The organism is Bacteroidia bacterium, from assembly GCA_027493955.1.
Taxonomy (GTDB): domain Bacteria; phylum Bacteroidota; class Ignavibacteria; order SZUA-365; family SZUA-365; genus JAOSJT01.
In genome coordinates this window covers 3,968,683-3,993,382 of record JAOSJT010000001.1, presented here as the reverse complement: position 1 = coordinate 3,993,382, position 24,700 = coordinate 3,968,683, and the positions used below count along the sequence as shown (strand labels likewise).

General features: G+C 56.1%; 18 protein-coding genes and 1 tRNA gene. 7 read left to right on the top strand and 12 right to left on the bottom strand.

What is annotated here, in order from left to right; translation table 11 throughout:
• Window positions 1-104 precede the first annotated feature (104 nt).
• Together M5R41_15285 and M5R41_15280 are read right to left on the bottom strand one after the other, a co-directional pair.
• On the bottom strand, window positions 105-1,490 hold the full coding sequence (locus M5R41_15285; protein ID MCZ7557760.1) for an SPFH domain-containing protein: 1,386 nt from the start codon (window positions 1,488-1,490) through the stop codon (window positions 105-107).
• 424 nt (window positions 1,491-1,914) lie between these two features.
• Window positions 1,915-3,684, bottom strand: a complete 1,770-nt coding sequence (locus tag M5R41_15280) for a T9SS type A sorting domain-containing protein (protein ID MCZ7557759.1) — start codon at window positions 3,682-3,684, stop codon at window positions 1,915-1,917.
• A gap of 415 nt (window positions 3,685-4,099) precedes the next feature.
• Here M5R41_15280 and M5R41_15275 point away from each other — a divergent pair, with 415 nt between their 5' ends.
• Window positions 4,100-5,038 carry a hypothetical protein gene (locus M5R41_15275; GenBank protein ID MCZ7557758.1) on the top strand — a complete coding sequence of 313 codons (939 nt, stop codon included), beginning with the start codon at window positions 4,100-4,102 and terminating at the stop codon, window positions 5,036-5,038.
• 10 nt (window positions 5,039-5,048) lie between these two features.
• Window positions 5,049-5,651: a hypothetical protein gene (locus M5R41_15270; protein ID MCZ7557757.1), complete on the top strand. Its 603-nt coding sequence runs from the start codon at window positions 5,049-5,051 to the stop codon at window positions 5,649-5,651.
• Between the two features lie 861 nt (window positions 5,652-6,512).
• On the opposite strand, the gene M5R41_15265 is transcribed toward M5R41_15270, so the two are convergent.
• From M5R41_15265 to M5R41_15245, 5 genes are all read right to left on the bottom strand, one after another.
• Window positions 6,513-8,666 (bottom strand): right-handed parallel beta-helix repeat-containing protein, encoded by a 2,154-nt coding sequence (locus M5R41_15265; GenBank protein ID MCZ7557756.1) that lies wholly within the window; start codon window positions 8,664-8,666, stop codon window positions 6,513-6,515.
• A 171-nt stretch (window positions 8,667-8,837) separates the two neighbouring features.
• Window positions 8,838-10,070, bottom strand: coding sequence for a hypothetical protein (locus tag M5R41_15260; protein ID MCZ7557755.1), 1,233 nt, complete (start codon window positions 10,068-10,070; stop codon window positions 8,838-8,840).
• A 6-nt stretch (window positions 10,071-10,076) separates the two neighbouring features.
• On the bottom strand, window positions 10,077-10,952 hold the full coding sequence (locus tag M5R41_15255) for a hypothetical protein (GenBank protein MCZ7557754.1): 876 nt from the start codon (window positions 10,950-10,952) through the stop codon (window positions 10,077-10,079).
• Window positions 10,953-10,985: 33 nt separating this feature from the next.
• Complete coding sequence (locus M5R41_15250; protein ID MCZ7557753.1) at window positions 10,986-11,273, bottom strand: hypothetical protein; 288 nt, start codon at window positions 11,271-11,273, stop codon at window positions 10,986-10,988.
• 12 nt (window positions 11,274-11,285) lie between these two features.
• Complete coding sequence (locus M5R41_15245; GenBank protein MCZ7557752.1) at window positions 11,286-12,797, bottom strand: hypothetical protein; 1,512 nt, start codon at window positions 12,795-12,797, stop codon at window positions 11,286-11,288.
• Window positions 12,798-13,258: 461 nt separating this feature from the next.
• Between M5R41_15245 and M5R41_15240 the strand changes: the two genes are divergently transcribed.
• The 5 genes from M5R41_15240 (at window position 13,259) to M5R41_15220 (ending at window position 18,830) form a co-directional block, all read left to right on the top strand.
• Window positions 13,259-14,548, top strand: coding sequence for a M48 family metallopeptidase (locus M5R41_15240; protein ID MCZ7557751.1), 1,290 nt, complete (start codon window positions 13,259-13,261; stop codon window positions 14,546-14,548).
• Between the two features lie 104 nt (window positions 14,549-14,652).
• Window positions 14,653-15,279: a phosphatase PAP2 family protein gene (locus M5R41_15235; protein ID MCZ7557750.1), complete on the top strand. Its 627-nt coding sequence runs from the start codon at window positions 14,653-14,655 to the stop codon at window positions 15,277-15,279.
• A gap of 259 nt (window positions 15,280-15,538) precedes the next feature.
• Window positions 15,539-15,940: a MerR family transcriptional regulator gene (locus tag M5R41_15230; protein ID MCZ7557749.1), complete on the top strand. Its 402-nt coding sequence runs from the start codon at window positions 15,539-15,541 to the stop codon at window positions 15,938-15,940.
• A 134-nt stretch (window positions 15,941-16,074) separates the two neighbouring features.
• A tRNA-Pro gene (locus M5R41_15225) sits at window positions 16,075-16,148 on the top strand.
• 240 nt (window positions 16,149-16,388) lie between these two features.
• A complete protein-coding gene (locus M5R41_15220) occupies window positions 16,389-18,830 on the top strand; it encodes a DUF5686 and carboxypeptidase regulatory-like domain-containing protein (GenBank protein ID MCZ7557748.1) in 2,442 nt (813 codons plus the stop codon).
• A gap of 126 nt (window positions 18,831-18,956) precedes the next feature.
• Here M5R41_15220 and M5R41_15215 read toward each other — a convergent pair whose 3' ends face one another.
• From M5R41_15215 to argF, 5 genes are read right to left on the bottom strand one after another with little or no spacing between them, the layout of a single operon-like run.
• A complete protein-coding gene (locus M5R41_15215; GenBank protein MCZ7557747.1) occupies window positions 18,957-20,291 on the bottom strand; it encodes a cyclic 2,3-diphosphoglycerate synthase in 1,335 nt (444 codons plus the stop codon).
• 41 nt (window positions 20,292-20,332) lie between these two features.
• Window positions 20,333-21,529 (bottom strand): ornithine--oxo-acid transaminase, encoded by a 1,197-nt coding sequence (gene rocD, locus M5R41_15210; protein MCZ7557746.1) that lies wholly within the window; start codon window positions 21,527-21,529, stop codon window positions 20,333-20,335.
• 26 nt (window positions 21,530-21,555) lie between these two features.
• Entirely contained in the window at window positions 21,556-22,473 is a 918-nt protein-coding gene (gene pyrB, locus M5R41_15205; protein ID MCZ7557745.1) for an aspartate carbamoyltransferase, read from the bottom strand.
• Window positions 22,474-22,494: 21 nt separating this feature from the next.
• Window positions 22,495-23,436: a carbamate kinase gene (arcC, locus tag M5R41_15200; GenBank protein MCZ7557744.1), complete on the bottom strand. Its 942-nt coding sequence runs from the start codon at window positions 23,434-23,436 to the stop codon at window positions 22,495-22,497.
• 9 nt (window positions 23,437-23,445) lie between these two features.
• Window positions 23,446-24,372, bottom strand: coding sequence for an ornithine carbamoyltransferase (argF, locus tag M5R41_15195; GenBank protein ID MCZ7557743.1), 927 nt, complete (start codon window positions 24,370-24,372; stop codon window positions 23,446-23,448).
• Window positions 24,373-24,700 lie beyond the last annotated feature (328 nt).

Here is a 24,700-nt window from a genome sequence, read left to right as displayed (position 1 = left end):
TGTGCTACCTCATGCTGTCTATGACTTGAATGCCGCGGCCACCGCGCTGCGTGCGTGGTTCTTGCGGCGGTTTCGTTGAGACATGGGAGTCCGGTTGCCATGCATTACGCATCGCCGCCGAGTTTTTCCCTGAGGTATTTCGCGAGATCGACGCCCGTGAGGGACTTGACGACCTCGGGCACGTTGGCGAGAATGTCCGCCACCTGGCCGGTGATCTGCGAGGTGCCGAGCTTGCCGTCGGCGCCGCTGATCATCGTGATCTTGTCGATACGCGAGAGCGGCTCGGCGATATTTTTCGTGAGCTCGGGCAGGATGTCCAGAATCATCTGATAGTGTGCGGTCTGATTGTACTCGCCGTAGGCCTTGGCTTTTTCGGTCATGGCGTCGGCTTCGGACTTGCCGAGCATTTTGATGCGCTCCGCGTCGAGTTCATTTTCGCGCGCGCGGACAGTGGCTTTCGTTTCCGCTTCACGGAGGGCGCGGAAGCTTTCGGCCTCGGCTTCGGTCTGAATCTGCACTTTGCGGGCTTCGGCCGGCTTGATGACGTTGGCTTCGAGTTCCTTTTCTTTGCGCTTGATTTCCTCGGTCTGCACCTTGGCTTGCTCTTCGGTCTCGATGAACTTGACCTTGTATTCCTCGCGCTTCACTTCCTGCGCAAGTTTGTGGCGTTCGAGCTCGTAGGAAGTATCGGCGGCGGCGCGCACTTTACTGACTTCGATTTGGGATTTTGCCTTGAGTTCTTCGTTACGCCAGTTGCGGCCGGCCACTTCGGCGGCGGCGACAAGCTTGGCGATATCGGCTTCCTTTTTCGCCTGCGCGGCAAAAATTTCCGCGTCGCGGTCGTACTCGGCCTGCTTGACGATGGCGTCGCGCTTGGCGGCCGCGATGCGCGGCTTGCTGAGCGCTTCGAGATAGCCCTGCGTATCGGTGACGTCCTTCAGCGCGAAAGAAATCATGACGAGACCCATGCTGCCGAGATCACGCACCACGGCGTTGTACACGCGGTTGGCGAATTCCTGGCGATTCTGATACAGCTCCTCCACCGTCATGCTGCCGATGCTTTCGCGCACCTTGCCTTCGAGCACCGTCTGGGCCACTTCGCGCACCGCGTCGGTGCCGCCACCCATGAAGTTTTGCGTTGCGAGGAAAATCGAGTACTCGTTGGAATCGATTTTGACCTGTGCGGAAGATTCGGAAAGTATGGGGATGCCGTCCTTGGACAGCACTTCCGGGGTGCGGATGTTGACGCTGACAACCTCGATGGGCAGCGTATCCGCTTGCTCGCTGAAAGGATTGACGAAGGAACCGCCACCGATGCGGAATTTATAGCCAATTTCCTGCTTTGCGCCGTCGGGCGTCGTAATGACGCTGCGCCGGCCGGAGATGACCAGCACCTCGTTGGGACCGGCCTTCCTGTACTGCCGCGTCATCCAGAAGATGAAGCCGGCGACAAGAACGAGAACGACGATGACGATGAGCCAGGTAGCCATGAAAGCCTCCAGAGAAACGTGGATATTGCGTATCGACTTTGTTTTCGGGCAATGGATGCCGGAGCGAAGAAACGCCCTGTATCTTGGGATAGGGAGAATCAGGCGAAGTACTCGCCATTACATACAAACGTACCGGTTCTTTGTCAGACGAACAAATGCGGGACCACAGAACACGGGAACGCAGAAAAAACAGAAGGCGCAGAAAAGAGAGGGGTGGACCGCAGAAAAAACAGAAAGAACAGAGGGATGACACGCCTGGCGGGTCCGATCTCCTGTTCTGCGTTTTCTGCCGGTCTGTGCACTCAACGAGGCGTAGAGCGGTATCGGCGTCTACGGTGGAGGGGCGCTTCCATCACAGTAACACTAGCAAAGCGGGACGTCGTGGCGAACGTCCAGCATGAGGCGCTGGCCTTTACAAATCGCTTTATCGTACGACAAAGCGCCTGCTCACACTCCCCTGTGCACCTTGCATTCGGAGTATATACATGCCCGGAGCCCAGCCGCTCGTTGTGATTGTGCTGCTGTGGCTGCCTGCGGCAGTGGACAGATCGAGATGGCGCCGCAGTCGCCGGCCCAGCATGTCGTACACGTCAAGCGTGATGTGCTGCGGACTGTCCACATCGAAGCGCACTGTTATCCTGTCCGCTGCGGGCTGGGGAAACACGTCCGAAATGGCAAAGTGTGGGATCGCTGCCGGTGCCGACGCCGACGTCACATGGCGCAGTAAAAAATTCAGGAATTCATCACTGTTGACGAGTAATTTATAGACACTCGCTTTCGCGGAGGTGTCCAGCGCGGCCACCGATCCGATAATGATTTGCTGCTCTTCCCCGTCGGCGAGAGATATCGGACCGGTGCTCATCATCATGCGCCTGTCGTCGGGTGGATTCACGATGCCGTCCACCCAGCCGCTGCCCGTCAGGGGATTGCCATTGAGGGTAAATACGCTCGTTTTGTTACTCACAGGATTGACGAACGGCGCGCCGTTCCACGTCAGCCCCTGCATGTTGTTGTAGCACTGTGTAGCGCCGCTTTCATCGCTCAGTTCCGGGTCGCGGTACACCGCGTCGGTGTTTATATAATGCACGAAGCTGCTCAGCGGCAGATTGCGGTAGCCTTGCTTCCAGCCGTAATCATACAGCGCCACCGAGTTTGGATCGCGGACTACCGGACCCTGCAGCAATCTCCAGCCGATAGCCGGTGCAACGCCGTATTCGTTGTCGTGATCCCTGCTGTTGTACGCGTAGGCCATATTGCGGATGGTGTCGACTCCGACGAAATCGTCCAAGGGGTCGCCGACTTCTGGATCCACCCACCAGGACAGGTAGACGTCATTCAGCGTGGCCCCGCTCCGGTTGATGATTTTGATGTCGCGCACGAGTGTATTTGCCGGGACGCCGGCTTCATCCGAACCCCAGATCAGCATGCGGATTTCGACGCCCACGGGATCGGAGCCGTGCAGCTTCGTCGTGCGCGCGCTGTCGAGATCGTTCATGACGAACCACGCCGCTTCCGTTCCCGGAAATTTCGGGCAATCCTGGCCGGGTGTGCCTTCGAGCCAGGCGTCAAAATCCGCTTCGTACATGCCGTCTCTGTTTCCGTCAATCCACGGAGCGCCCAGATGCACCGGCCATTCCTGAAAGTCCAAAATGTACCGCGACTGTTCGACTCTACTCAGGTTTTCGAAGGACGTCCGGTCCATTCTGCGAACCATGTAGATGCGGTGCGCCGGATCGGCGGGATCGCTTGCCTGTCCGTCTGCGAGGATGTTGCCAGGTTGCAAGCCGGAAATGTAATTGGCTCCGCCCACCGACGGCTCCGGATTCCGGCAACCGAAGAGTAATCCCTCGGAAAAGGCCAGGAACTTCCCCGAACCTGTTGGCCACTCCAGTCCCGCAGCAACACGCATCGGATCGAAGGACAGGATGCCGTTGTTGGAAAACCACATGGTGAGATTGCCAGGAGAAATGCGGCCGGACATATCTTCCTTCGGGGTCTTGGGCAGTGAAGGTTGCGCGATCAGACCGGATGAAACGAGGACGAGAAGGAGAAGCAACAAGGTACTACGAAAGTTCATGTCGATATCCTCGGTTTGTGGCACGAATGCGGGATGACGAATGACTATTTGCCCGGCGACGACCAGCGAAACGGCAAAGTACACAGCATCCGACCAGGAATCAAGGTTATTATGCATGCCGATAGCTTTTGTTGTCTCTTCAGCAAAGGGAATGCACGGCCCCTTCGGCCATGTAGAGACGTTGCATGCAACGTCTCTACATGATGGGGGTGGGCCTCGGCCGAAGCACAGAGTGACTATATTTGATAGATTTTTCATCCCAATTCGATGTCACATTCGATAGTCACCGACTTCCGCCCGGCGGAATGGTCACCTGACTCGGGGACCGTCGAAGCCACGCTCAGGGACCGCCCTTCGACCATGCTTTCTTGGCGTTCATTGCATTCTCGTTTGCGGTTGATACTGATCCCATTTCTACTCACACAGCCCACATGCAACCATTCCGACCTGCCTGCGACCCCAATATGGTAGTTGGCTTGACTTTTGTATGCCCTGCGAGTATTTTGCACCGTACTTTTATAAGGATAATCATATGCGTATCACTGTTTTACTCGTGTTGCTTGCCGCCGGCATATCCCAAGCTTCGCACTCCCAGCCGCTGTTTATGAAAAGCGACAGCACCTGCGAGATACTGAATGCGGCGGTAATTACGAACTGGCCAAGTTACTCGATCCAAATGCCGCTCGACATTGTCGCGACGTATATCGTTGCGGATACGCTCTGTAAGCTTTATTCACCGGAGGAGCTGTACAGCTTCGCCAACAGTCTCAGTGAAGATTCCATCGCGCTCGGCATGAGAGCCCTGCTGCGAGCTCTGGACTACGATTATTTGCGCTTCCGTCACACTGAAAACGAGTCAAATTGGCGACAACCCGCAGCCTACAAATCGACGTATATGGATCTGGGCGGCAGCCTGCAAAATGCATTTTACGACCGCGTATCTCCCAGAAATCTTTATGATACGCTCAGAGACTTCAATATCGGCGGTGTGTATCTTGTGAACGTTGAATCGAGAAGCGTTCATATTGACTCAACGACCAGATATTTTGGTTCGCCGCATCTCAATGAAATCTACTGCGCTGATATATCCATAATCACTTCTATTTTTGGTGGATTGCAGAACAGCGATTTCTGTGGAAATCCGATCGGTGAAGGCAGCGGCAACTGCATCCCCGTTTCTTGGGTCTGCCCGCCGGACAGTATATTCAGATACTATGCCCCGAAGGGTTTTACGTATTACGAATCCGGTCCAGGCAAGATGGAGGTCGGGAAGCAATATATTGTTTTTCTCGATTTATTCGTCGTGAGTACGCAAACAAGCTATACCTCCTATCACTTAAGAGTCAGGGGAGCATTGCCAGTGGTAGGAAATGTGGTCTTCGATAACGATCTCCTTCTCCGCAGTGGTGCGCAGATAAATCTGGAGGACTGCATCAGCACGTTGCGAAATGGTATGCTCAGACTCCAATAGGATTACAGCCATGACTACAAAACGAATCATCATTCTCGTCATTCTGCTCGTTACTCCCGTCAGTGTTACGTACGCGCAAACGGGCTGCGATCCAACCTGGATTCATTCATACTACGTCCGAGGGAAAGAGAAGGTAGAAGACCTTGAGTATTCTGATAATGTTTTCTGGTGTGGCCGCACAACCCCTGTCGCCGGTCCGCTTGTGCTACCCTACCAACATGTCGCCAGAAACATTTGTGTCAGAGAGTGGCAGTTTCTCCCTGAAACCATTAAAGGAATCACTTGTTTAAATTTCGACTTCAAGGCGACTGTGAATTCGGCGCTGCAGGATATTACAAATGAACTTCATGATTGCGTGTGCCCGACAACAGGAGGACTCACGATTTCAAAAAGTTGCGAAAATCTGAACGGAGCGGAGCCGATTGAAATTTTTGGCACCACATTTGCCCAAGCTTTTGATAAGCCTGGTATTGATGGGAGAGAGGTTCCGGGACAAATGGAGGGGAGAAATCCCTCTACTGACGTCCCCTCCGTGTGGTTGAATTTGTCACAAGATCGAAAGCGAAATAATGAGTGGTGCTGGCAACCGGAATGCAACAATCCCTCAATATGAGGTAAACCGTGCGTTTCGATCAAATCAGTCCTGCTGCATGAAATCCTTCACTGCTTAGGGCTCGGCCACATTAATGGATATGGCGTGGGCGAAACAAGTGACCCAAACGATAATCCCGACGCAATTGGGAATCCTTGTGAGAATAGCACAACGTATCCAGACTCGAAAAGCGACCCAATGTATAGAAACATTCTGAAGGCAAATATCCCGCAAGCCACCAAACTTTCTTGTCGCAATATCTGTGCGCTCAGGAAGCTCTATTGTCCGAACGAATTTACCGGCAACAACAGATACAACAAGATTAATTCTCCGTGCTGTACACCGAACCTGGTTGAGAACCCAAAGCAACTTCAATCGCTATCGGTCTACCCAAGCTCGCCAAAAGACTTCGTCAATGTCGAGATTACGTATACAAAGCCCGCGCACATCCAATTATCTATCAGAGATCTGACCGGACGAATATTTCATGCGGAGGAACTTCAGTATTACGATGCTGTTCTGACGCGTAGTGTTCTCGTGTCGACCTTCCCGGTCGGGTATTACATCGCGTGCATCAGTATCAACAACACACTCTCCACCTACCCGTTCACAGTCGTCCGATAGTTCCCCTCCGACTGTGATTGCCATTCGTCAGTAGCTGAGCGTCCCTTCGACGATGGTCGAGCGCAGCCGAGACCTCGCTCAGGGACCATCGTTATAATTCACGTGCTTATTTTCATGCAAACAAAGCGTCAGAACTTTACAGGAATTCAACTCTAATTTCGCAAAACGCAAAACAGGAGAGCCGGACGCTCTCCTGTTTTGCTGTTATGACCGAAAGGCCAGCTATTAACTTCGAATCGGAATGCCTTGCGCAAGACCTCAGCGCAACACCACCGTTTTACACGCCGTGCCATCTTCGCCGAACAACGTGACGAGATAGCGGTTGCGGGGGAGCGTGGAGAGGTCGAGTCGGTACAAACCTTCCTCAACCGTAACCGTACGCAAATCTACCTTCATGACGACTCGTCCGAGCAAGTCTGTGACCCTGCATTGCTCATAACGACGAGCATCTGTCACCCGGAGATTGAGCATACCGCTCGCCGGATTGGGGTATGCGAGCAGTCCGGAATACTCCGGCTGAGGCGGCCCGGCATTGACGGAAATTCTGGGGACCGGGACGCCGTTTCCCGCTGCGGGTGTTAGCGGCGACATCGTTTTGTTGACGGTATCGTTGTTCCGGATCTGCGCCTGGAGAACCTCCATCGGAGAAAGCTCCTTCGAATTTGTCACTGCGGCTTTCAGTGTGATGTAGGAGTGCAATGCCGAGTCGGATATTGAGGAAGCGTAACCCGGCGACATCTGCATGCCGCCGCGCGAGACGAAGGCGGATACTCCGGCATGGCGTACCTGCGCCAACATGCCGCCCTGCCAGGATTGCGACAGTGAGTCGAGTATGGCGAGGTAGCGATCCTTGTGCGAGCCGCTCGCGGCGTAGGTGCCCAGCCAACTGAGTATGCCATGCCGGCATATCGGATCGAGCTCGTACGTCTGCAGGAGTTTCAGAACCGAGGCATCGTCGTGTTTTTCGAACAACATCGGCAAAGTGCCGAGCGTGAATGCACGCTCGTTGGATGCAACGGTTTTAGGCAATATCGTTTGCGTACCACCTCCGGGAGGGACGCATGGTCCGAGCGGCAACACTTCAATGTCCGGCGTCATCGGGAAACCGGGGATGTCGAAATGCGGTGGATTGGCGTAGGGGTCGTACGGATTGTAACTGTTGCACTGCGCGAAGCCCGCCGAATTTACCGATTGTATGTGGTAACTGCCCGGCGCGACAAAGGTATTGCCGTGGCCACGACTGTCGCCGAGCAAACTGAAGTGGAACCCAATGTAGATACCGGTACAATTCTCTATTCGCAGGTGAATATCATTGTCATGCAGCGAATTACCGCCGACAGAGCCGTAGGACAGCGCACCATGAAGTATGGACGCATCGTTGGCCGACACGCCATGCAGATTTCCATACAGCTCGTTGAAGCGCAACAGGCCATTGCTGCCTCGGAGGAATACGCCCGCTCCGCTTTCGTGATCGTGTATGTTGCTGTGCAACAGAGTGACGTTCGAGTTGGCGAAAACGTCTCCGCGCACTTGCTCGCAGCGAATGCCATTCGTCGCGTTCGAGTGTATGTCGCAGTATTCAATGAGAGGAAATGCCTGATCGGCCACAAGTATACCATCGCCGGTGAGCGCCTGGCGGATGGTGGAGTTGCGGATGATGGGGTAGATCGGTATCGGTTGGCCTCCCGCATCGAGACTTCCGTGTGTCATAAACACATTGGTCCAGCCGTTTTCGTGAATGTCGCATTGCTCGAGCAATTGTGCGGCGGGACCGGAATCGTCGGCGTTTTTGATGATGACGCCATGTTGTGAGGCGTAGCGCAATGCGGTGTTGCTCACAACGCCGCCCGGATCGAAGAGCACCAGATTGTTGATTCCGTTCTCGATGATGGCGTAATCGATGTCATGCGTCGCGGAGGGAAAGAGCGACACACCCCACCAACTGCCCGAGGCGCCGCCTCCCGATTGAGGGGCCACACCGGTGAGCGTTACCCTCTCGCAGTCCGGATTGCCGTTGACGACGAACGAGCCCTTCACTTCCAGCTCGCACAAATCGCCGAAAATGATCTGCACGGCGGGATCGAGCACGAGCGTGCCGCCCTCTTCCACCAGGATGTTGAACGGCGCATAGTAAATGCCTTTGGCGAGCGTGCGCGTTTCGCCGCTCAGTATCGTCGGCCAGGGGAAGAGGTCGATTTCGAGCAAGTCATTTCTGCTGTCATAGTAACCGGCATAGGCGGGATAGGTGACGTCGAGGGTTGGGGAGTATTCCGAAAGATTCGTGATGCCCGTTGAGGCGTCTTGCGTACATACACGATACTGATAACTCTGCCCCACCTCGGCAGTGGGATCAAGCAGGAAGGGATACTTGTGGGCTTGCTGGAATGTGGGTATGTCTATGCTCCAGCGCACGGCGGCGGACCAGTCCGCATCGCTTGCGAGTTTGCGATCGATGTGATACCAGCGCAGGCGCGTGCCCGCATGGCGGATGCCGCCCGATGGACCATCAAGATAGCCACAGGGATAATCCGACGGTGGATCCCAGCGGATAAGCAGGTTCGAGACGAGGCCATCATTGCAGGACTACACGGTGAGCGGCTCGGCGCGAAGATTGCGCGGCGTACCGTAGCGCACGGCATAGGCCATCTGTGCGGAGGCTGGTGCGTAATTCCGCAGGTGCATAGGTTTACGGGCGTAGAAATCATTAAGAATTTCCCACACCGTAAAATTGTATTTTGCGAGCAACGGGTAGTCCGTGAGTCCGTAACTGTTTCCTTTGTCAGAAAGTTTGTGCTTTTCATTGGGATGGCGGAACTCGTACAGATCAACCAGGTTCTCCGGAGGATTGGGGAGAACTCTGTTCCACATAGCATTCACGAAATTGTCTGCTATCTTCGACCCGATGTCGCCCATTTCGGGGAAGCCATACTCGTCCGCCATGAACACATGCCGTACCTCGCCCGCATAGTGAGCTGCATCCATAATCCCGTTGTCATACGTTTCCCACCACCCGGCGCCGTCATACCATTGCCAGGTGTCTCTGCCATCGTATTGTTGGGGAACGAAGGCATCGGCAATTTTCGTGTGATAGTAATCGCAATACGCATCGGAGAAATTAGAGTACGCTGGAGTGATGCCGGATAAGCCGCGAGCATGCAGGAACATACTCCCTGTACGGGATTTCGTGTATCGCCAAATATGACCGTCGTTGAGATTGCCGATGCCGAGCAAGCAGTTGCTCTGACTGGCGCCATAAAACAGGTCACTGCTGCCGGTATACAGTTGCGCGGCATTGATCCATTTCGCCAGCAAATTGTCGTTCATGGCCGTGATGTAGGTGCTCGCATTCGTGGCGAAATGCGTACTCAGCTCCGCCGGTGTAGTCGGATCCAGTATATAGCGGCTGAAGCGCAATATCGCTCCCGCCATTTCTCCTTCGTAGTTATGCCCTTCGGAGTAGGCGAGTGAGTCGGGATCAATGCTGAAGGACGCATCCCACGGAGTGCCGCCATAGAACAGCTCTCCGCTGTTTTCTACGAATTGCCCCGCATCATTTTTTTTCTCCTTGCTCTCGCGATGGTGTGTCACCTCCATTCTGTCGGGACGCAGATTTGCGGCGAGATAGCGGTACAAATGCCGGTAGTAATGACCAAAACGCACAAGGGACTGGGCACTGCTATGAAGGGCCACGGATTCATCGCCTTCCGTCACTTCATCCGGGGTTTCAAATACACCACCCTCAACGCCGAGGTCTGGCTCTCTGCCGTCGATGTAGGTATGGAGATCTCCTGTTCGATTCGTGAAATGAAACGCCATGCCCGATTAAGCATAACCGGTGTTGCGCTTGCCGATGCGCAAATCGTATTCGATTTCACAATCCTCCAGATTGAAGCTCGTAAAGTCAACTTCGTCCTTGTACTTCAGATATGCCGAAGCATACACGCCTTCGTTATCCTGCCGATACAGCGCACCCGGCATAGCGATCGGATACCCATTGGCTGCCGTGGTATGAATCACGTATTCACCATTGTCAAGAGTCACAGACCACACGTCGCGGTCGCTGCCGTTTACATCTTCATCGCCGACACGAATCCAGTGTTCATAGAAATCGTTGATATCGGCAGTGTAATCCGCACCATGCACCTGCAAACTGTAGAACGGCGTTCTGCTGCCGCCCGTACCTCTGAACACGGCCAGATTCTTCACGGATATGTTGGAAAAGCAGGACAGTATCGCCACAGTACCTTTCCTGTACCATACGCGCTGCGGTTGCAGCAGTCCGCTGACAGGGTCAATGTGCAGCGATCCGTCGTCTGTGACAGGTAATATCGGAGCATTCTCTTCTGTTCCCTTTTCCAGCCCCCGATACGTCTGCATATAATGCGGCGTACTCGGGAAGGGCGAGCCGCCAGGAGCCAGCCAGATGGTGATTGTTGTGAACATACTCGGCGGCGGACTGTTTTCGCAGCGGATTTTCATGCGATACCACTCGTCCTTGAGTATGCGGGGCATATATCTGGGTAGAGCCACCATGGCATCCATGCTTCGTTTCATGCCCCAGCCCTTATACCCGCCACCGATCATGTCGCCATCATGCCAGAACCCGTCATGATATCTCGTGATCGCCTCATGCGTCGGTCCTTTGTAGCTGATAGCGCCGCAGCCACTGATATCCTCGAAGACCGGAGCGCTCGTCATCGTATCGATCTTACCATTAGCAATTCGCAGATACTACCTGCGCAGCCCATCCGTTGTCGCCGGATCAGCATACTCCGGCGAGCGCACCCAGGTCAGGTGCCCCCAGATGAGACCATGCAAGCCAAAGCGGCCCAAGTGGTACCCTGCGATATTACTGCCGAGATTTACTGAATTAGGATCGGGAGTGTAGCCTGAGAGAATATTCGCCCCGCTTGAGACGAAATTCTGCCAGTAATCGTTTAACTCAGGGGTCTGTGCGATTGCGTTTCCAGTCATCATGACGAAGAGACATGCCGTGAACAGGTACTTCGTATTCTTCATGTCACACCTTTCCTACTTGTTCTTGAGAAACAGTGATTTCGTGTAGAAGCGTTGATTTTGAGTTCGTAATTCGATAAACAGCACCGCGTTAGAGGGTAACTGTGAGAACGATGCTGCTGACATATCCACATGCACATCACTCATGCCAGGCGCGATGTCTCCGATTTCTCTATCATACAACCGCCTACCATTCGAATCGTATACAGCGAGTTCAACCTCTGCATGGCGCTGCTTGCTGTTCAAGCGCAGTGTAAGCACGCCCAAGCTGCTTGAAAACGGTTGTGGATAGCACTCGAAGCCCTCGATGTCGTGCGATGGCGCGGGGAGAGTAACAGCAGAGCCCAAGGTCCGGTAGTCCAGGACCCAGAGCTTTCCCCAATTCAAATGCCACACGCGACCGCCCGGTTGCAGGTAAAACGAGCCGTAATATCCTCCGGGTACGTACAATTTTTGTGCGCGCTCCGGTGGATTTTCCCGGAAGACCATGACGGAATCCGTTATTCTGGCGATGTACGTACCGTCGTGATACAGCAAATCGTATACCGGTTGCTTCCACCCGTTCGGCCATGTATACGGATGCCCATAGTTATACCATGCCTCACGCGTGAGGTGATTGCGGATATCCCGGCTGACAATGCATGGGCCGCCATTTCCGTTGGGATCCCTAAGCCTAATCGATACCGAGGTATCATTGATCATCCGGACTTCCTGAATTTCCGAATTATCAATAAACCACAGATAATGCAACTCGGGGAAACCGGACCAGTTGCGCCTGCCATCGGTTGTGACCCGCGCCTCGGAGCGACTGAAGTCACCGATGTCCCACAAAGTAGTGAAGCGGTAATGCGTCAGCGAGTCCAGCATGACGTAATAGTTAATGAGGTCGCCGCTTCCGGATACGGTGTCGCCTCCGAGTTCACGCCACGTCGCGCCGTAGTCATCGCTGCGAGTTATCACATTGGCTATCACACCGTCGTCGTATTGGCGCGTGTAATACAGGAACAGGGCACGGTTTGCGTCAACACGCAATTGAGAACCGGGAGGATTCATTGTGTTTTCAAACGGAGAATTCATCTTGATCAGATGGTAACTCCAGGTAGCGCCACCGTCCGTTGTATAGAAGAGCAACGAATCCCGCCCGCCATATTTGTTGAATGTCACAACGCCGAAATCCCTGCCTTTGAAATCGGCGTGTCTGAATTCGAACCCGGAACGATAGATAAGTGAATCCGGTCCTGGTGGTAGGAAATCAAGCAACCATCTGGCACCGCCATCGGAGGTTTTTAGTATTACGCCGTGGAAACGCCCGAAGAGATATCCATGGAGCGAGTCTGCCCACACCATACTAGAAAATGAAGTCATATTCGGGGATTTTGGCAATTTCACTTCCGTCCATTGCACCTGCGGGTACGCCTTCGTGGCGCAGAGCAGCAGGAGCAATGCGAGCATGGTCCGCAGGCAATGGAAGCGCTTATGCGGCAGTAGCGCCCGCAGCCGTTTCGGGATTGTTGTTTTGTCGTTCATTGTAGTGTCCTTTTACTCGTGAAACATCGTTCATGTATGATCACAACGGAAACATACCTCCATTCAAACATGCTGCGCCTCCCATAGATATGGGATTTTTTTGAAAAATTTCGTTTATTACATAGTCATATATCTAACTCTGGTCTATACGATCCGCTGCGCGTAGCATCCGTTGTCGAGAGATTGGCGTACTCCGGGCCTTCGGCTACGATCGGGCACCGGAAACACGCTCAGAAACCGCCCTTCACTCGGAGGCTGCCCCTCGACTGCGCTCAGGGACCGCTGAAACTCGCTCAGGGACCGCTGAAACTCGCTCAGGGACCGCCTAAACTCGCTCAGGCGCCGGCCTGCGAATTTCCATCGCCCTCTCATTCTGGGTGGAGTATATGTTGTCAGAACGATATTTCTTCGCATTTTGGGAGTGCGTCATCACACTGATACAACTTCCGGCTCCGCGCTGCATGAATGAATTCGCACTTATCATCCTCGCCACACTGTTCGTCACCAACGCGCTCGACGTGCTTGCGGACGTGCTCAACCTGCGGGCTTTGTCGCCGAGGGTGCCGGAGGAATTCGCGGGCGTGTATGATGCGGAGCGCTATGCACGGGCTCAGGAATACACGCGGGTGCGTACGCGCTTCGGCTTTGTAACCTCGGGTTTCGATATGCTGCTGCTGCCGGGGTTCTGGTTCGCGGGAGGATTTGGCGTGCTGGATGTGTGGGTGCGGTCGTTCGGTCTCCCGGCTATCATCACCGGTTTGTGCTACATCGGCATACTCGCGGCGGGACGCTCGCTGCTGGCGCTGCCGTTCTCCATATACTCCACATTCGTGATCGAGCAGCGCTTCGGCTTCAACCGCACGACGTGGAAGACCTTCGCCGCCGATGTGCTCAAGGGCGCGCTGCTGGCGCTATTGCTGGGCGCTCCGCTGCTGGCGCTCGTGTTGTGGCTGTTCTCCTCGGCGGGACCGATGGCCTGGCTGTACGCGTGGGGAGCGGTGACCGTAATCATGCTCGCCGTGCAGTATGTGGCACCGACGTGGATTATGCCGCTGTTCAACCGCTTCGCCGCGCTGGCCGAGGGACCGCTGCGCGACGAAATCCTGCGCTACGCCGAGGCCGTACGCTTTCCGATGAAGGGCATTTTCGTCATGGACGGCTCGAAACGCAGCACGAGGGCGAATGCGTTTTTCACCGGCTTCGGGAGGCACCGCCGCATCGTGCTGTTCGATACGCTCATCGAGAAGCACACACCCGCCGAGCTCACCGCCGTGCTCGCGCATGAAATCGGCCACTACCGCCGCAAGCACATTCTCATCAGCACCGCTCTCGGCATAGCACAGAGCGGCATGATGCTCTTCCTGCTCTCGCTGTTCGTGGAGAGCGGCGCGCTCTCGCGGGCGTTCTTCGTCGAAGAGCATTCCGTCTACGCCGCGCTGGTGTTTTTCGGCATGCTGTACTCCCCGGTAAGCTTCCTGCTCTCACTCGCCCTGCACGCCCTCAGCCGCAAACACGAATTCGAGGCGGACCGCTACGCCGTGCGCAGTTATCGCAATGCCGAGGCGCTCATCGATGCGCTCAAGAAACTTTCCGTTTCCAATCTCGCCAATCTCACACCGCATCCGCTCTACGTGGCCCTGCATCACTCCCATCCGCCGCTGCTTCAGCGCATCGCCGCCATCCGCAAGGTCGCCGGCGAGAAAATCCCCCGTCGGGGGAAAATGCGGCTGCGATGGCGAGACGTAGTGTAGATTGGCGAAAGACCAGGGATGATATGAAGCGATGAACGATGCGGCGGATGATCTGCGATCACACGGCGCATTCCTTTCCATTGCGGAATGCGATATTTTACCGCATGAACACTGAGCGCGTACGCCCGTTTTCCCTTCGTCGCTACGTCCTCATCATGCTGCTGTGCTATGCGGGATGGGTGACGCTGTACTACACCACGGCTTGGATCGGAGCGTCGCGCGGACCGGTGTTCGATCCCTCCCTCCCGATCGATGCCACCTTCCCCATCGTTCCCTGGACGTTTTTCATTTACCTGCTCGCGTATGTGATTGTGTTGGGGCTCTTCGTCATACGCAGAAACGCGCAATTCCTGAATCTGGCGTTCTCGTCCTTCATAGTCATGAACCTCGGCGCTTTCGCACTCTTCGCGCTGTTTCCGGCGCAGGGACCGGAACGGGATTTCGCCGCGGAGGGTGGCGGTGTCATTGCTCTCGTGCATCTGGTGGATTCACGTTTCAACGCCTTCCCCAGTCTGCACGTCGCAAATCCCTGGCTCGTGGCGTTTCTCTCCCTGAAGGAAAGAGGGTTTTCCGTGCCATCGATGCTGTTTCTCCTCGTCGCACCGGCGATTTCTCTCTCCACCATGCTGGTGCGGCAACATTATCTGCTCGATGTGCTGGGCGGTTTCGCGCTCGCCGTGCTCACCGCCGCAATTGTCTTTCCCCGCAAGATATCCTCCAATCCCTGGTAGACGCGGATCCCGGTTTCAGCAAGAGGTCGAACAGCATGCTTTACCAGAACGAACGCGCGCTCACCACAGTTACGTACGCTGAATTGCGACTCAGGACCTTACGGGAATTCGCACATCGCTTGAGCCGTTGGGACGAAGGGAAAGGGGTACGGTGAGGTTACGCGGAATACTTCATGAAACCTTCGAGAGAAGCGCCTGTTGCATGTTCAAAAACGTATGGTTAGATTCTGATTCCGGCTCACTATCCTCGGGTGCGCAGATGAAAGATTTTTCGATTAAAAAACTCTACTACTCCATCAGCGAGGTGAGTAAAATCACCAACCTCGAGCAATACGTGCTCCGGTATTGGGAATCGGAATTCGACGAGCTCAAGCCCGCGAAGAATCGCGCCGGCAACCGCATCTACACGAACAAAGACATTCAGCTCATTCTCTTCATCAAGAAGCTGCTGCGCGACGAGCGCTATACCATAGAAGGTGCGAAGCAGGTCCTGAAAACCTACACACCCGGAGGCGACGCGGAATTCGGCCGCGATGAGAAGGAAGAGATGGTGGATCCGGCACAGACCGCCTTGATCTTCGAACCCGAAGGGCAACTCCGAAACGATCTCATAAAGGTGAAAGTGTTTCTGGAAGATCTGCGGGAGCGGATCAGAGGATAATCGGGAATCCGGAATCGTGAATCGGTCCGCGCTGGTGGACCGATTGCTGCTTGGACCGATTGCTGCTTCAACGGCATTATGGAAATCCCGAAACATTTGCGTATATTAGTGGTCTCGCTTCACGGCGAGCGGATCGGAACGTAGCGCAGCCCGGTAGCGCACTACTTTGGGGTAGTAGGGGTCGCGGGTTCAAATCCCGCCGTTCCGACATCAACAGCAAACGCTATGCCGCCCCCTCCACGGGGCGGTTTTTTTTTAAGGACGTCCTTCAGTCGCTTCCGTGTTGGGCACACTCCTTCCGAACGAAAGTACTCTCGAGTCGCTGCATCACGGCGCCTTGAGTGGCGCATGCGATGGGGAGGGATTTTTCCCTTGGTGCTGTCACCGAGTCTTCGTAATATAACAGGATACATTGCTCCTTTTGTTGTGCCGTAAAGAGGAGAGCCGCATGTCCCGTCATACTTCCTGCATCTTTCTGTTCTTACTCCTGATCGTGACCGCGGGCGCGCGCGGGCAGACACACGTCATTACGGGCGAGGTGCGCGACGCTTCCACCAGGGAAGGTCTTGCTTTCGCGCATGTCTTTGTGGTGGAAAACGCAAGCGGCGTGGTCACGAACAAGGAAGGTCTGTACCGTCTGCAGCTTCCGCCCGGCTCCTGGACCATCCGTGTGAGCTCCATCGGGTACGAATCGAAGACGCGCCGCTTCACCGTGCAGGGAAACGAGAGCGGGATGGATTTCGCGCTGCGTCCCCGCACCTATACTTTGGACGAGGTCACCGTCACACCGGACGACAGCCTCGCCCGCCTGATCGTGACGCGTGCCCGGCTCGCGCGCGAGCAACGGCAGCGAACGTTGCACTCCTATCACATGCGCGCACATAACAAGGTGTATTCCCGCATCGACAGCACATGGAACATGTCGAAGGAACTGGAAAAGGATTTGAAGGCCTCCTTTCTCGACATAGCGGAAACACAAACAGAGGCGTGGTTTGCGTGCCCGAACAAACGGAAGGAAAAGGTGCACGCACGCCAGCAGTCCGACCTGTTCAAAGAAATGGGAAGAAACATCACCAGCGGTTTCGCGCGCATGGACTGCTCGCAGGAGGAACTCGGTTTTTACAGCGCGAGCATCACGGGTCCCATATCCGAGGCGGGTCTTGACGATGTGTATTACTACAGCGTCGCAGGGGTGTCGGAAGGAGAGCGCCTCCGCATCTGGCGGATCCGCGTCCTGCCCCGTTCGCGCCTGGCCGCGGCGGTCTCGGGATACTATTACATCGAAGATTCCACCTGGTCCATCACGCAGGTCGATCTGCGCTTCACGCCAGAGGCCTGCGCCGTAATACTCCCCATGATGTCGAGCTTCACCTTCCGGCAACAGTTCAGCCTGTACGAGGAGCGCTTCTGGCTTCCCAGCGCGGCAAATCTGCAGGTCCAGGGATATCTGAACCTGATGGGGATGAAGGCGTGGCTCTCGCTGGAGGGAAGCTCGGTGATAGCCGAATATATATGCAACCCGCCGGATATCGCTGCCGTGTTCGACGACTATCAGGTGGAGGTGCTCCCGACAGCCGATTCCTTCACTTCCGATGACTGGGAACTGCGCCGCCTGCAGCCGCGGTCGCTCGTGGATGATACCATCTACATGATTTCCGACAGTGTGGCGCAGGTCCGCGCTGCGAAAATGAAGGATTATAACCTCGGCCATGTCGTGACCGGGAAGGAACTACAACAAGGGGATTTGATCTCGCAAATTCCGGGTCTGGTTGAAGCCGTGCAGTTCAATCGTGTGGAGGGTCTGTCGATAGGCTTCCCGTACGCCTCGACGCATGTGACGGATCGGCTGCGAAGCTGGTCCGCCTCGTTGCGCTACGGTTTTCTGGACAGACGGCCGAAAGGGAGCGGCAACATGCAGCTGTCCCTGGGATCGCGGGACCGCTCGCAACTGACCGTCTCGGCTTTTCACGATCTTGCGATCCTGTATCGCGATGAACCGCTGCTCAACACGTTTTTTGTTACAAGCATGATTCTGCTGGACCGCTTTGACGCCTTCGATTACTACTACCGCAGCGGCGGTCGTCTGCTCTGGGAAACACATCCCCTGCCGTGGCTCAAAGCGGACCTCGGAGTGGAGTATTCCCACGCCGCGTCCGCAAGCAAACACTCGGATTGGAGTCTGGTCGGCGAGGGAACGTATCTGGAAAACCCACCGATCAATGACGGCAGCGCATGGCGGTTGAAGCTCGGATTGCGCGGCGACTTCAGGAACAGGACACTCGAGGCGGACGGTGTGCATCGAGCGGCATTCAAGCCTTCCGATTTGGCGCCGGACCTCTGGCTGGAATATCGGTCCTTTTCCATAGCCGGCGCAGAGTGGGACGTCTTTATTCCCGGGGCGGCGGTAGGAGGCGGATACACACTCGGAACGCTCGGGAGCGGCGCATTCCGCCTTTCCTGGCAGCGATCCACAGCGCAACTGCCGGTACAGGACATGCTCACGCTTCCCGGGAGTGAAACGTGGATGACAGCGCCGTTCCGCTTCAGGACACTCGCTCTCGGAGAATTCGGGGGCGACGAGCAAGCAACGGTGTTTCTGGAGCACAACTTCGGAAAGCTGCCTTTCCTTCTGTTGGGGCTGCCCTCCATGGGGTTGCTTGCCGCAGATGTGTGGGAACTCCGAATTTTCGCAGCAGCGGGCTGGACGCGCATGCGCGAGGCTTCCGCAGTCATGCTCACGCGGGAGATACGCACAGCGACGCGCCCCCTCTTCGAGGCGGGATTATCTCTTGATCGTGTCTTCGGTCTGCTGCGCGTGGATGTGGGGCATCGCCTTACGCAGCTCAATGGAGGGAAACAGTACTTCCTCGGCATCTCGATCAATCCGTGAGGCGATGACAACGGATTTCGCCCGGTCAGCCCTTCCGCGCGCAACCGACGCCCCGCTCAAAAAAACTCCCGCCGATGGGCGGGAGTTTTTCATTATCGCGGGTACGTCGCCGTACCGAAGGGCGCATCAGAGTTTTTGCGTGAACTCGTCGAGAATGGTCTTGAGACTGGGCTCGCCGATTTCCTGCAATTCGTACTGGACGCGCACCGCGGGTTTCTTGAATTTTGCGACGCGCTTGAGATCAATGGGCGTACCCACGACGACGAGGTCGCAGGGCACCTTGTCGATGGTGGTGGTAAGATCCTTGATCTGCTTTTCACCGTAGCCCATGGCGGGGAGCAAGGTACCGATTTCGGGATAGATCTCGAAGGTCTCTTTGATCTTTCCGACGGCCCACTGACGGGGATCGATGAGCTCTGCGGCACCGAATTTCAGCGCGGCCACAGTGCCGGCACCGAACTGCATTTCGCCGTGGGTGAGCGTGGGGCCGTCTTCGACGACCAGCACGCGCTTGCCGAGGATCTGCTCGCCGCGCTCGACGATGAGCGGAGAGGCGGCTTCGACGATGCGCGCCGTCTTGTTGACGCTGCGGATGTTCTCGCGCAGTTCATGCACCTCGGAAGGATCCGCGCTGTCGATCTTGTTGATGATGACCACATCGGCGAGACGAAGGTTGGCCTCGGAGGGATAGTACTCGAGCTCGTTGCCGACGCGCAGAGGATCGGCGACGACGATGTTGAGGTCCGGCTTGTAGAACGGCATGTCGTTGTTGCCGCCATCCCACAGAATGATATCGGCTTCCTTCTCCGCCTGTTCGAGAATGGCCGCGTAGTCGACGCCGGCATAGATAATGGTGCCGTTGACGATATGCGGTTCATACTCTTCCATTTCCTCGATGGTGCAATTGTGCTTCTTGAGATCGGCGATGGAGCCGAAACGCTGTACCTTCTGCTTGGCGAGGTCACCATACGGCATGGGGTGGCGAATAGCCGCAACCTTGAGACCCATGGCCTGGAGAATATTCGCCACTTTGCGCGTGGTCTGGCTCTTTCCGCTGCCGGTGCGTACGGCACAGATCGAGATCACGGGCTTGTTGCTCACGATCATCGTGTCTTTCGCGCTGAGGATTTTGAAATGCGCGCCGGCCGCGGTGGCACGGGAACCGATGCTCATCACATGCTCGTACGTGACGTCGCTGTAGGCGAACACCACTTCCTGCACATTGTGCTTGACGATCAACTTCTCGAGGTCGGCCTCGGCGTGGATGGGAATCCCTTTCGGATAGAGCTTGCCTGCGAGGGAAGCGGGATATTTGCGGCCCGCGATATCCGGGATCTGGGCTGCGGTGAAGGCGACGACATTGTACAGCTCGTTGTCGCGATACACCATGTTGAAGTTATGGAAATCGCGTCCGGCGGCGCCGACGATGAGGGTGTTGATGCGATTGCTTGTTACTGCCATGGATCTCTCCATTGATCGGATAAATGAACGATGAACTTGTATTACACGGTCTTGAGTACGTTTTCGATGCGCTCGAGCGCCCAGTCTATCTCATCCTTCGTGATGACGAGGGGAGGAGCGAAACGGATGATGTTCACATGCGTCTCCTTGCAGAGAATGCCCTCGCGCATGAGTGCTTCGCAGTACGGTCGTGCCTTCGTATCCAGTACGAGGCCGATCCACAATCCACGCGCGCGGACCTTCACGATATGCGGAGAATCCATGGAGCGGAGTTTTCCGGCGAAATATTCGCCGAGTTCGGCGGAACGCTCGATGAGTTTTTCCTCCTCGATAACTTCGAGAGCACGCACGGCGACGGCGGCGGCAAGAGGATTACCTCCGAAGGTTGAACCATGCTCGCCCGGCTTGATCACACCCAGAATATGCTTGTCGGCCAGAATGGCGGATACGGGGTAAAAGCCACCGGAAAGCGCCTTGCCGATAATCACAATGTCTGGCCGAACACCTTCGTAGTAATGCGCGAAGAGCTTACCGCTGCGACCGAGACCCGCCTGAATTTCATCGCAGATGAACAGGAGGTTGTTTTCGCGGCAGATTTGCTCGATACCTTTCAGGTAGCCATCGGGCGGAATCACGATGCCGCCTTCGCCCTGAATCGGTTCGACCATGATGGCCGCAGTGTTCGGCGTGATCTTCGATTTCAGATCGTCGAGATTGCCGTATTCGTGCATCGGGAAGGCTTCGGTGCAATACGGTCCGAAGCCCTTGAACGACGACGGATCATCGGAGAAACCGACGATGGTGGTCGTGCGGCCGTGAAAATTGCCGGAGGCAACGATGATCTCCGCCTTGTTCTCCGGAAGGCCCTTGACGTCATAGGCCCAGCGACGCGCGGTCTTGATGGCTGTTTCCACAGCTTCGGCGCCGGAGTTCATCGGCAGGGACATGTCGTAACCGGTCATCTCATGCAGCTTCTTATACAGCATGGGCAACTGGTCGTTGCGAAAAGCGCGGCTTGTGAGCGTGACGCGCCTCGCTTGATCCACGAAGGCCTCCATGATGCGCGGGTGGCAATGACCCTGATTCACCGCGGAATAGGCGGCCAGACAGTCGAGAAAGCGCTTACCTTCGACGTCGGTGACCCAGGCGCCTTCGGCTTGTGCGACGACAACGTCCAGGGGATGATAGTTGTGAGCGCCGTATTGTTCTTCGAGAGCGATATAATCCTGTGTGTTCATAGTGCTACCTGTGTTGTCGTATCGGTTTATTCTTGTTCGAGAAGCATGGTGAGCAGCGCCATGCGAACGGTGAGACCGTTGCGCGTCTGGCGGAAATACGCCGCGCGCGGATCGTCGTCCACCGCATGGTCAATTTCCACCGAGCGCGGCAGGGGATGCATGATGATGGCGTCCTTTTTCAATTCGCGCAGAACCGTACTGTCGATGTTGTAATGCGACAAATCGATATCGCGCTTGCGCAGACGGTCTTTGTCGATGCGTGTCTGATAAACGACATCCATGCTTTTCAGTATGCCCTTCGTGGTGGAGGCCAATTCATACGCGACGTCGTGCTTGTCGAGATAGTCGAGGATGTCCCGGCCGATCTGCATTTCCTCGGGAGCGATGAAATACAGCTTCGTACGGTCAAACTTCCCGAGCAGATACGCGAGCGAGCGGGCGGTGCGCCCGTGATCGAGGGCACCGATGAGCGCGACGGACAGACCGTCCAGTGTTTTGCATTCGTTGTAAATGGTGTAGAGATCGAGCAACGCCTGTGTGGGGTGCTGCCCGCCCGCACCGTCTCCGGCATTGATGACGGGAATCGTGGACACGCTTGCCGCGCGTGTGGCGCCTCCCTCCTCATGGTGGCGCAACACGATAACATCGCAATAATTGCCGATGATTCGGATGGTATCCTCGATTTTTTCTCCTTCGATTTCGGAGGAGAACTCCATTGCGTGCTCGGTGGAGAGCACACGGCCGCCGAGACGGTGCATGGCGGCTTCGAAGGAGAAACGCGTACGCGTGCTCGGCTTATAGAACAGCGTCCCCATGATGTACTGTGCGTAATCGCGGGTGCCGCCGCGGGCCAGCACCTTTTCCATCATGCGCGTACGGTCGAACAACTCCATCAGCAGAGGCACGGTGAACTGCTGAGATTCGACGAGATGGCGGAGTTTCATGCTCTGTCCTTCCTGTGCCGGTTATGGAACAATGCGCGTGCCGTCGTTGCCGTCGAGCGCGCTGGTGAGATATTCAAATGACGTGATGATGACTTCACGGCCCCCGCTTTCGATGAAGCGGATGGCGGACTCCACTTTCGGTCCCATGCTCCCGGCCGGGAACTGCCCCTCGCCGGCGAGCTGCCGCAGTTCGGATACGTTGGCTGTGTCGAGACCCCGCTGCGTGGGTTTCTTGAAGTCCACAAACACCTGCCGCGCATCAGTGCTGATGATGAAGAGGTCCACACCCAGTTCCGAGGCGAGCAGGGCCGATGCGCGATCCTTGTCTATCACGGCCTCGGAGCCGATCACTTCGTGATTCGCCCGCTCGATGACGGGAATACCGCCACCACCGCAGGCGATGACAATCATGCCGTCGTCGAGCAGTTTACGGATGATGTGCTGTTCGAACACCTCTTTCGGTTCGGGCGAGGGCACGACGCGGCGATAGCCGCGGGCCGAATCCTCGACGATATTCCAGCCGAGACGCCGCTGCCGGTCCTCGGCTTCCTTCTTCGAATAGAAGGGTCCGATAGGCTTGGTGGGATGGGCGAAAGCGGGATCGTGTTCGTCTACGCGCACCTGCGTCAGCACGGTCAGCACCGGTGTGGTGAGGCCCAGCTGCCGAAGCTCGTACTCCAGCGCGCGCTGGAGCAGGTAGCCGATTTCGCTTTGCGTGGTGGCGACGCAGACGTCAAGGGGATGGGTGTAGACTTCACCGGCGGCGCGTTCGGAACGCAGCAGGGCGGCCCCCACCTGGGGACCGTTGCCGTGCGTTATAACGATGCGCCAGCCGCGCTGCACCATTTCGGCAAGACAACGCGCCGTGGCGTGCGCGTTGGCGAGCTGCTCGTCAATGGTGCCGCGCTCACCCGCGCGGATGAGCGAGTTCCCGCCGATGGCAATGAGCGCTGTACGGGACATGGCCGGCCCTTACTTTTTCATCAACTGATACATGATGGCCTTTTGCGCATGAAGGCGATTTTCCGCCTCCTGGAAGACCACCGAATTCGGAGCGTCGATCACGCCGTCTGTCACTTCGTCTCCGCGATGTGCAGGCAGACAATGCATGAAGATGGCGTCGGTCTTCGCCTTGGCCATGAGATCTTCGTTCACCTGGAAGGGCATGAAGATGCGGCGGCGCTCGGCGGCTTCGGCTTCCTGCCCCATCGAGGCCCAGACGTCGGTGTACACAACATCGGCATTCTTCACACCGGCGGCCGGATCGTGTACTACTTCGATTTTCGCGCCCGAAAGTTTGGCATCTTCCGTGGCTTGCTGGAAGGCGATGAGGTTGGGCTCGTAACCAGCGGGGCAGGCCACAGTGACGTCCACACCGAGGATAGCGCCGGCGAACATGAGACTGTGCGCCACGTTGTTGCCGTCGCCCACATAGCACAGCTTGAGGCCTTTCAGCTCGCCCTTCACTTCCTTGACGGTGAGGTAGTCCGCCATCGCCTGGCAGGGGTGCGAGAAGTCGGTGAGTCCGTTGATAATGGGGATGGAAGCGAACTTCGCCATATCAATGACGATCTGATGCGCGAAGGTGCGAATCATGATACCCTGCACCATGCGCTCGAGATTTTTCGCGACATCGTACACGGATTCGCGTTTTCCGAGGCTGATTTCAGCCGGTGAGAGGTAGAGTGAATATCCGCCGAGCTGCTGAATGCCAATATCGAAGGTCGTGCGGGTGCGAAGGGAGGGCTTCTCGAAAATCATCGCCAGCGCCTGACCCTTGAGGGCTTCGGCATATTTCGTGCGGTCGGCTTTCATATCGAGGGCGATGTCGAAGGTGGCCAGGATCTCCTCCTGATTCATGTCGCGGACGGAGAGGAAGTCGGTCGCTTTCACAGTGATACTCCTGAAGGGCACAGCGTGCCCGAAATATGTGGTACAAGGTCGTGATTGTCGTGGGACGGAGCGAAAGCCGTTACGGCGGGGAGGAGCTGGGGTCAAATAGGGGCGTCGGTGCAGTAGTGTTTGAATTGCAGGATCTTCCTGGAGCGCGTCGTGCATGAATGCGAGGGCTTGCGCAGTCTGCGTAAGACCGCCGCCGTCGCCCTGTTCGTATGTACGCCGCAATGCATCATGCACACACTTCCTGTTTCAAACAATGTGCAGTACGCACATTCTTTGTAAGATCGGAATCTCTTGAATCAGAGACAAGGAAAATCGGAATGCCCAC

Coding starts and splice junctions, on each gene's coding strand:
- M5R41_15285 (MCZ7557760.1), bottom strand. CDS start 1,490: ATGGCTACCTGGCTCATCGTCATCGTCGTTCTCGTTCTTGTCGCCGGC.
- M5R41_15280 (MCZ7557759.1), bottom strand. CDS start 3,684: ATGCATAATAACCTTGATTCCTGGTCGGATGCTGTGTACTTTGCCGTT.
- M5R41_15275 (MCZ7557758.1), top strand. CDS start 4,100: ATGCGTATCACTGTTTTACTCGTGTTGCTTGCCGCCGGCATATCCCAA.
- M5R41_15270 (MCZ7557757.1), top strand. CDS start 5,049: ATGACTACAAAACGAATCATCATTCTCGTCATTCTGCTCGTTACTCCC.
- M5R41_15260 (MCZ7557755.1), bottom strand. CDS start 10,070: ATGGCGTTTCATTTCACGAATCGAACAGGAGATCTCCATACCTACATC.
- M5R41_15255 (MCZ7557754.1), bottom strand. CDS start 10,952: ATGACGAGCGCTCCGGTCTTCGAGGATATCAGTGGCTGCGGCGCTATC.
- M5R41_15250 (MCZ7557753.1), bottom strand. CDS start 11,273: ATGAAGAATACGAAGTACCTGTTCACGGCATGTCTCTTCGTCATGATG.
- M5R41_15245 (MCZ7557752.1), bottom strand. CDS start 12,797: ATGAACGACAAAACAACAATCCCGAAACGGCTGCGGGCGCTACTGCCG.
- M5R41_15240 (MCZ7557751.1), top strand. CDS start 13,259: ATGAATGAATTCGCACTTATCATCCTCGCCACACTGTTCGTCACCAAC.
- M5R41_15235 (MCZ7557750.1), top strand. CDS start 14,653: ATGAACACTGAGCGCGTACGCCCGTTTTCCCTTCGTCGCTACGTCCTC.
- M5R41_15230 (MCZ7557749.1), top strand. CDS start 15,539: ATGAAAGATTTTTCGATTAAAAAACTCTACTACTCCATCAGCGAGGTG.
- M5R41_15220 (MCZ7557748.1), top strand. CDS start 16,389: ATGTCCCGTCATACTTCCTGCATCTTTCTGTTCTTACTCCTGATCGTG.
- M5R41_15215 (MCZ7557747.1), bottom strand. CDS start 20,291: ATGGCAGTAACAAGCAATCGCATCAACACCCTCATCGTCGGCGCCGCC.
- rocD (MCZ7557746.1), bottom strand. CDS start 21,529: ATGAACACACAGGATTATATCGCTCTCGAAGAACAATACGGCGCTCAC.
- pyrB (MCZ7557745.1), bottom strand. CDS start 22,473: ATGAAACTCCGCCATCTCGTCGAATCTCAGCAGTTCACCGTGCCTCTG.
- arcC (MCZ7557744.1), bottom strand. CDS start 23,436: ATGTCCCGTACAGCGCTCATTGCCATCGGCGGGAACTCGCTCATCCGC.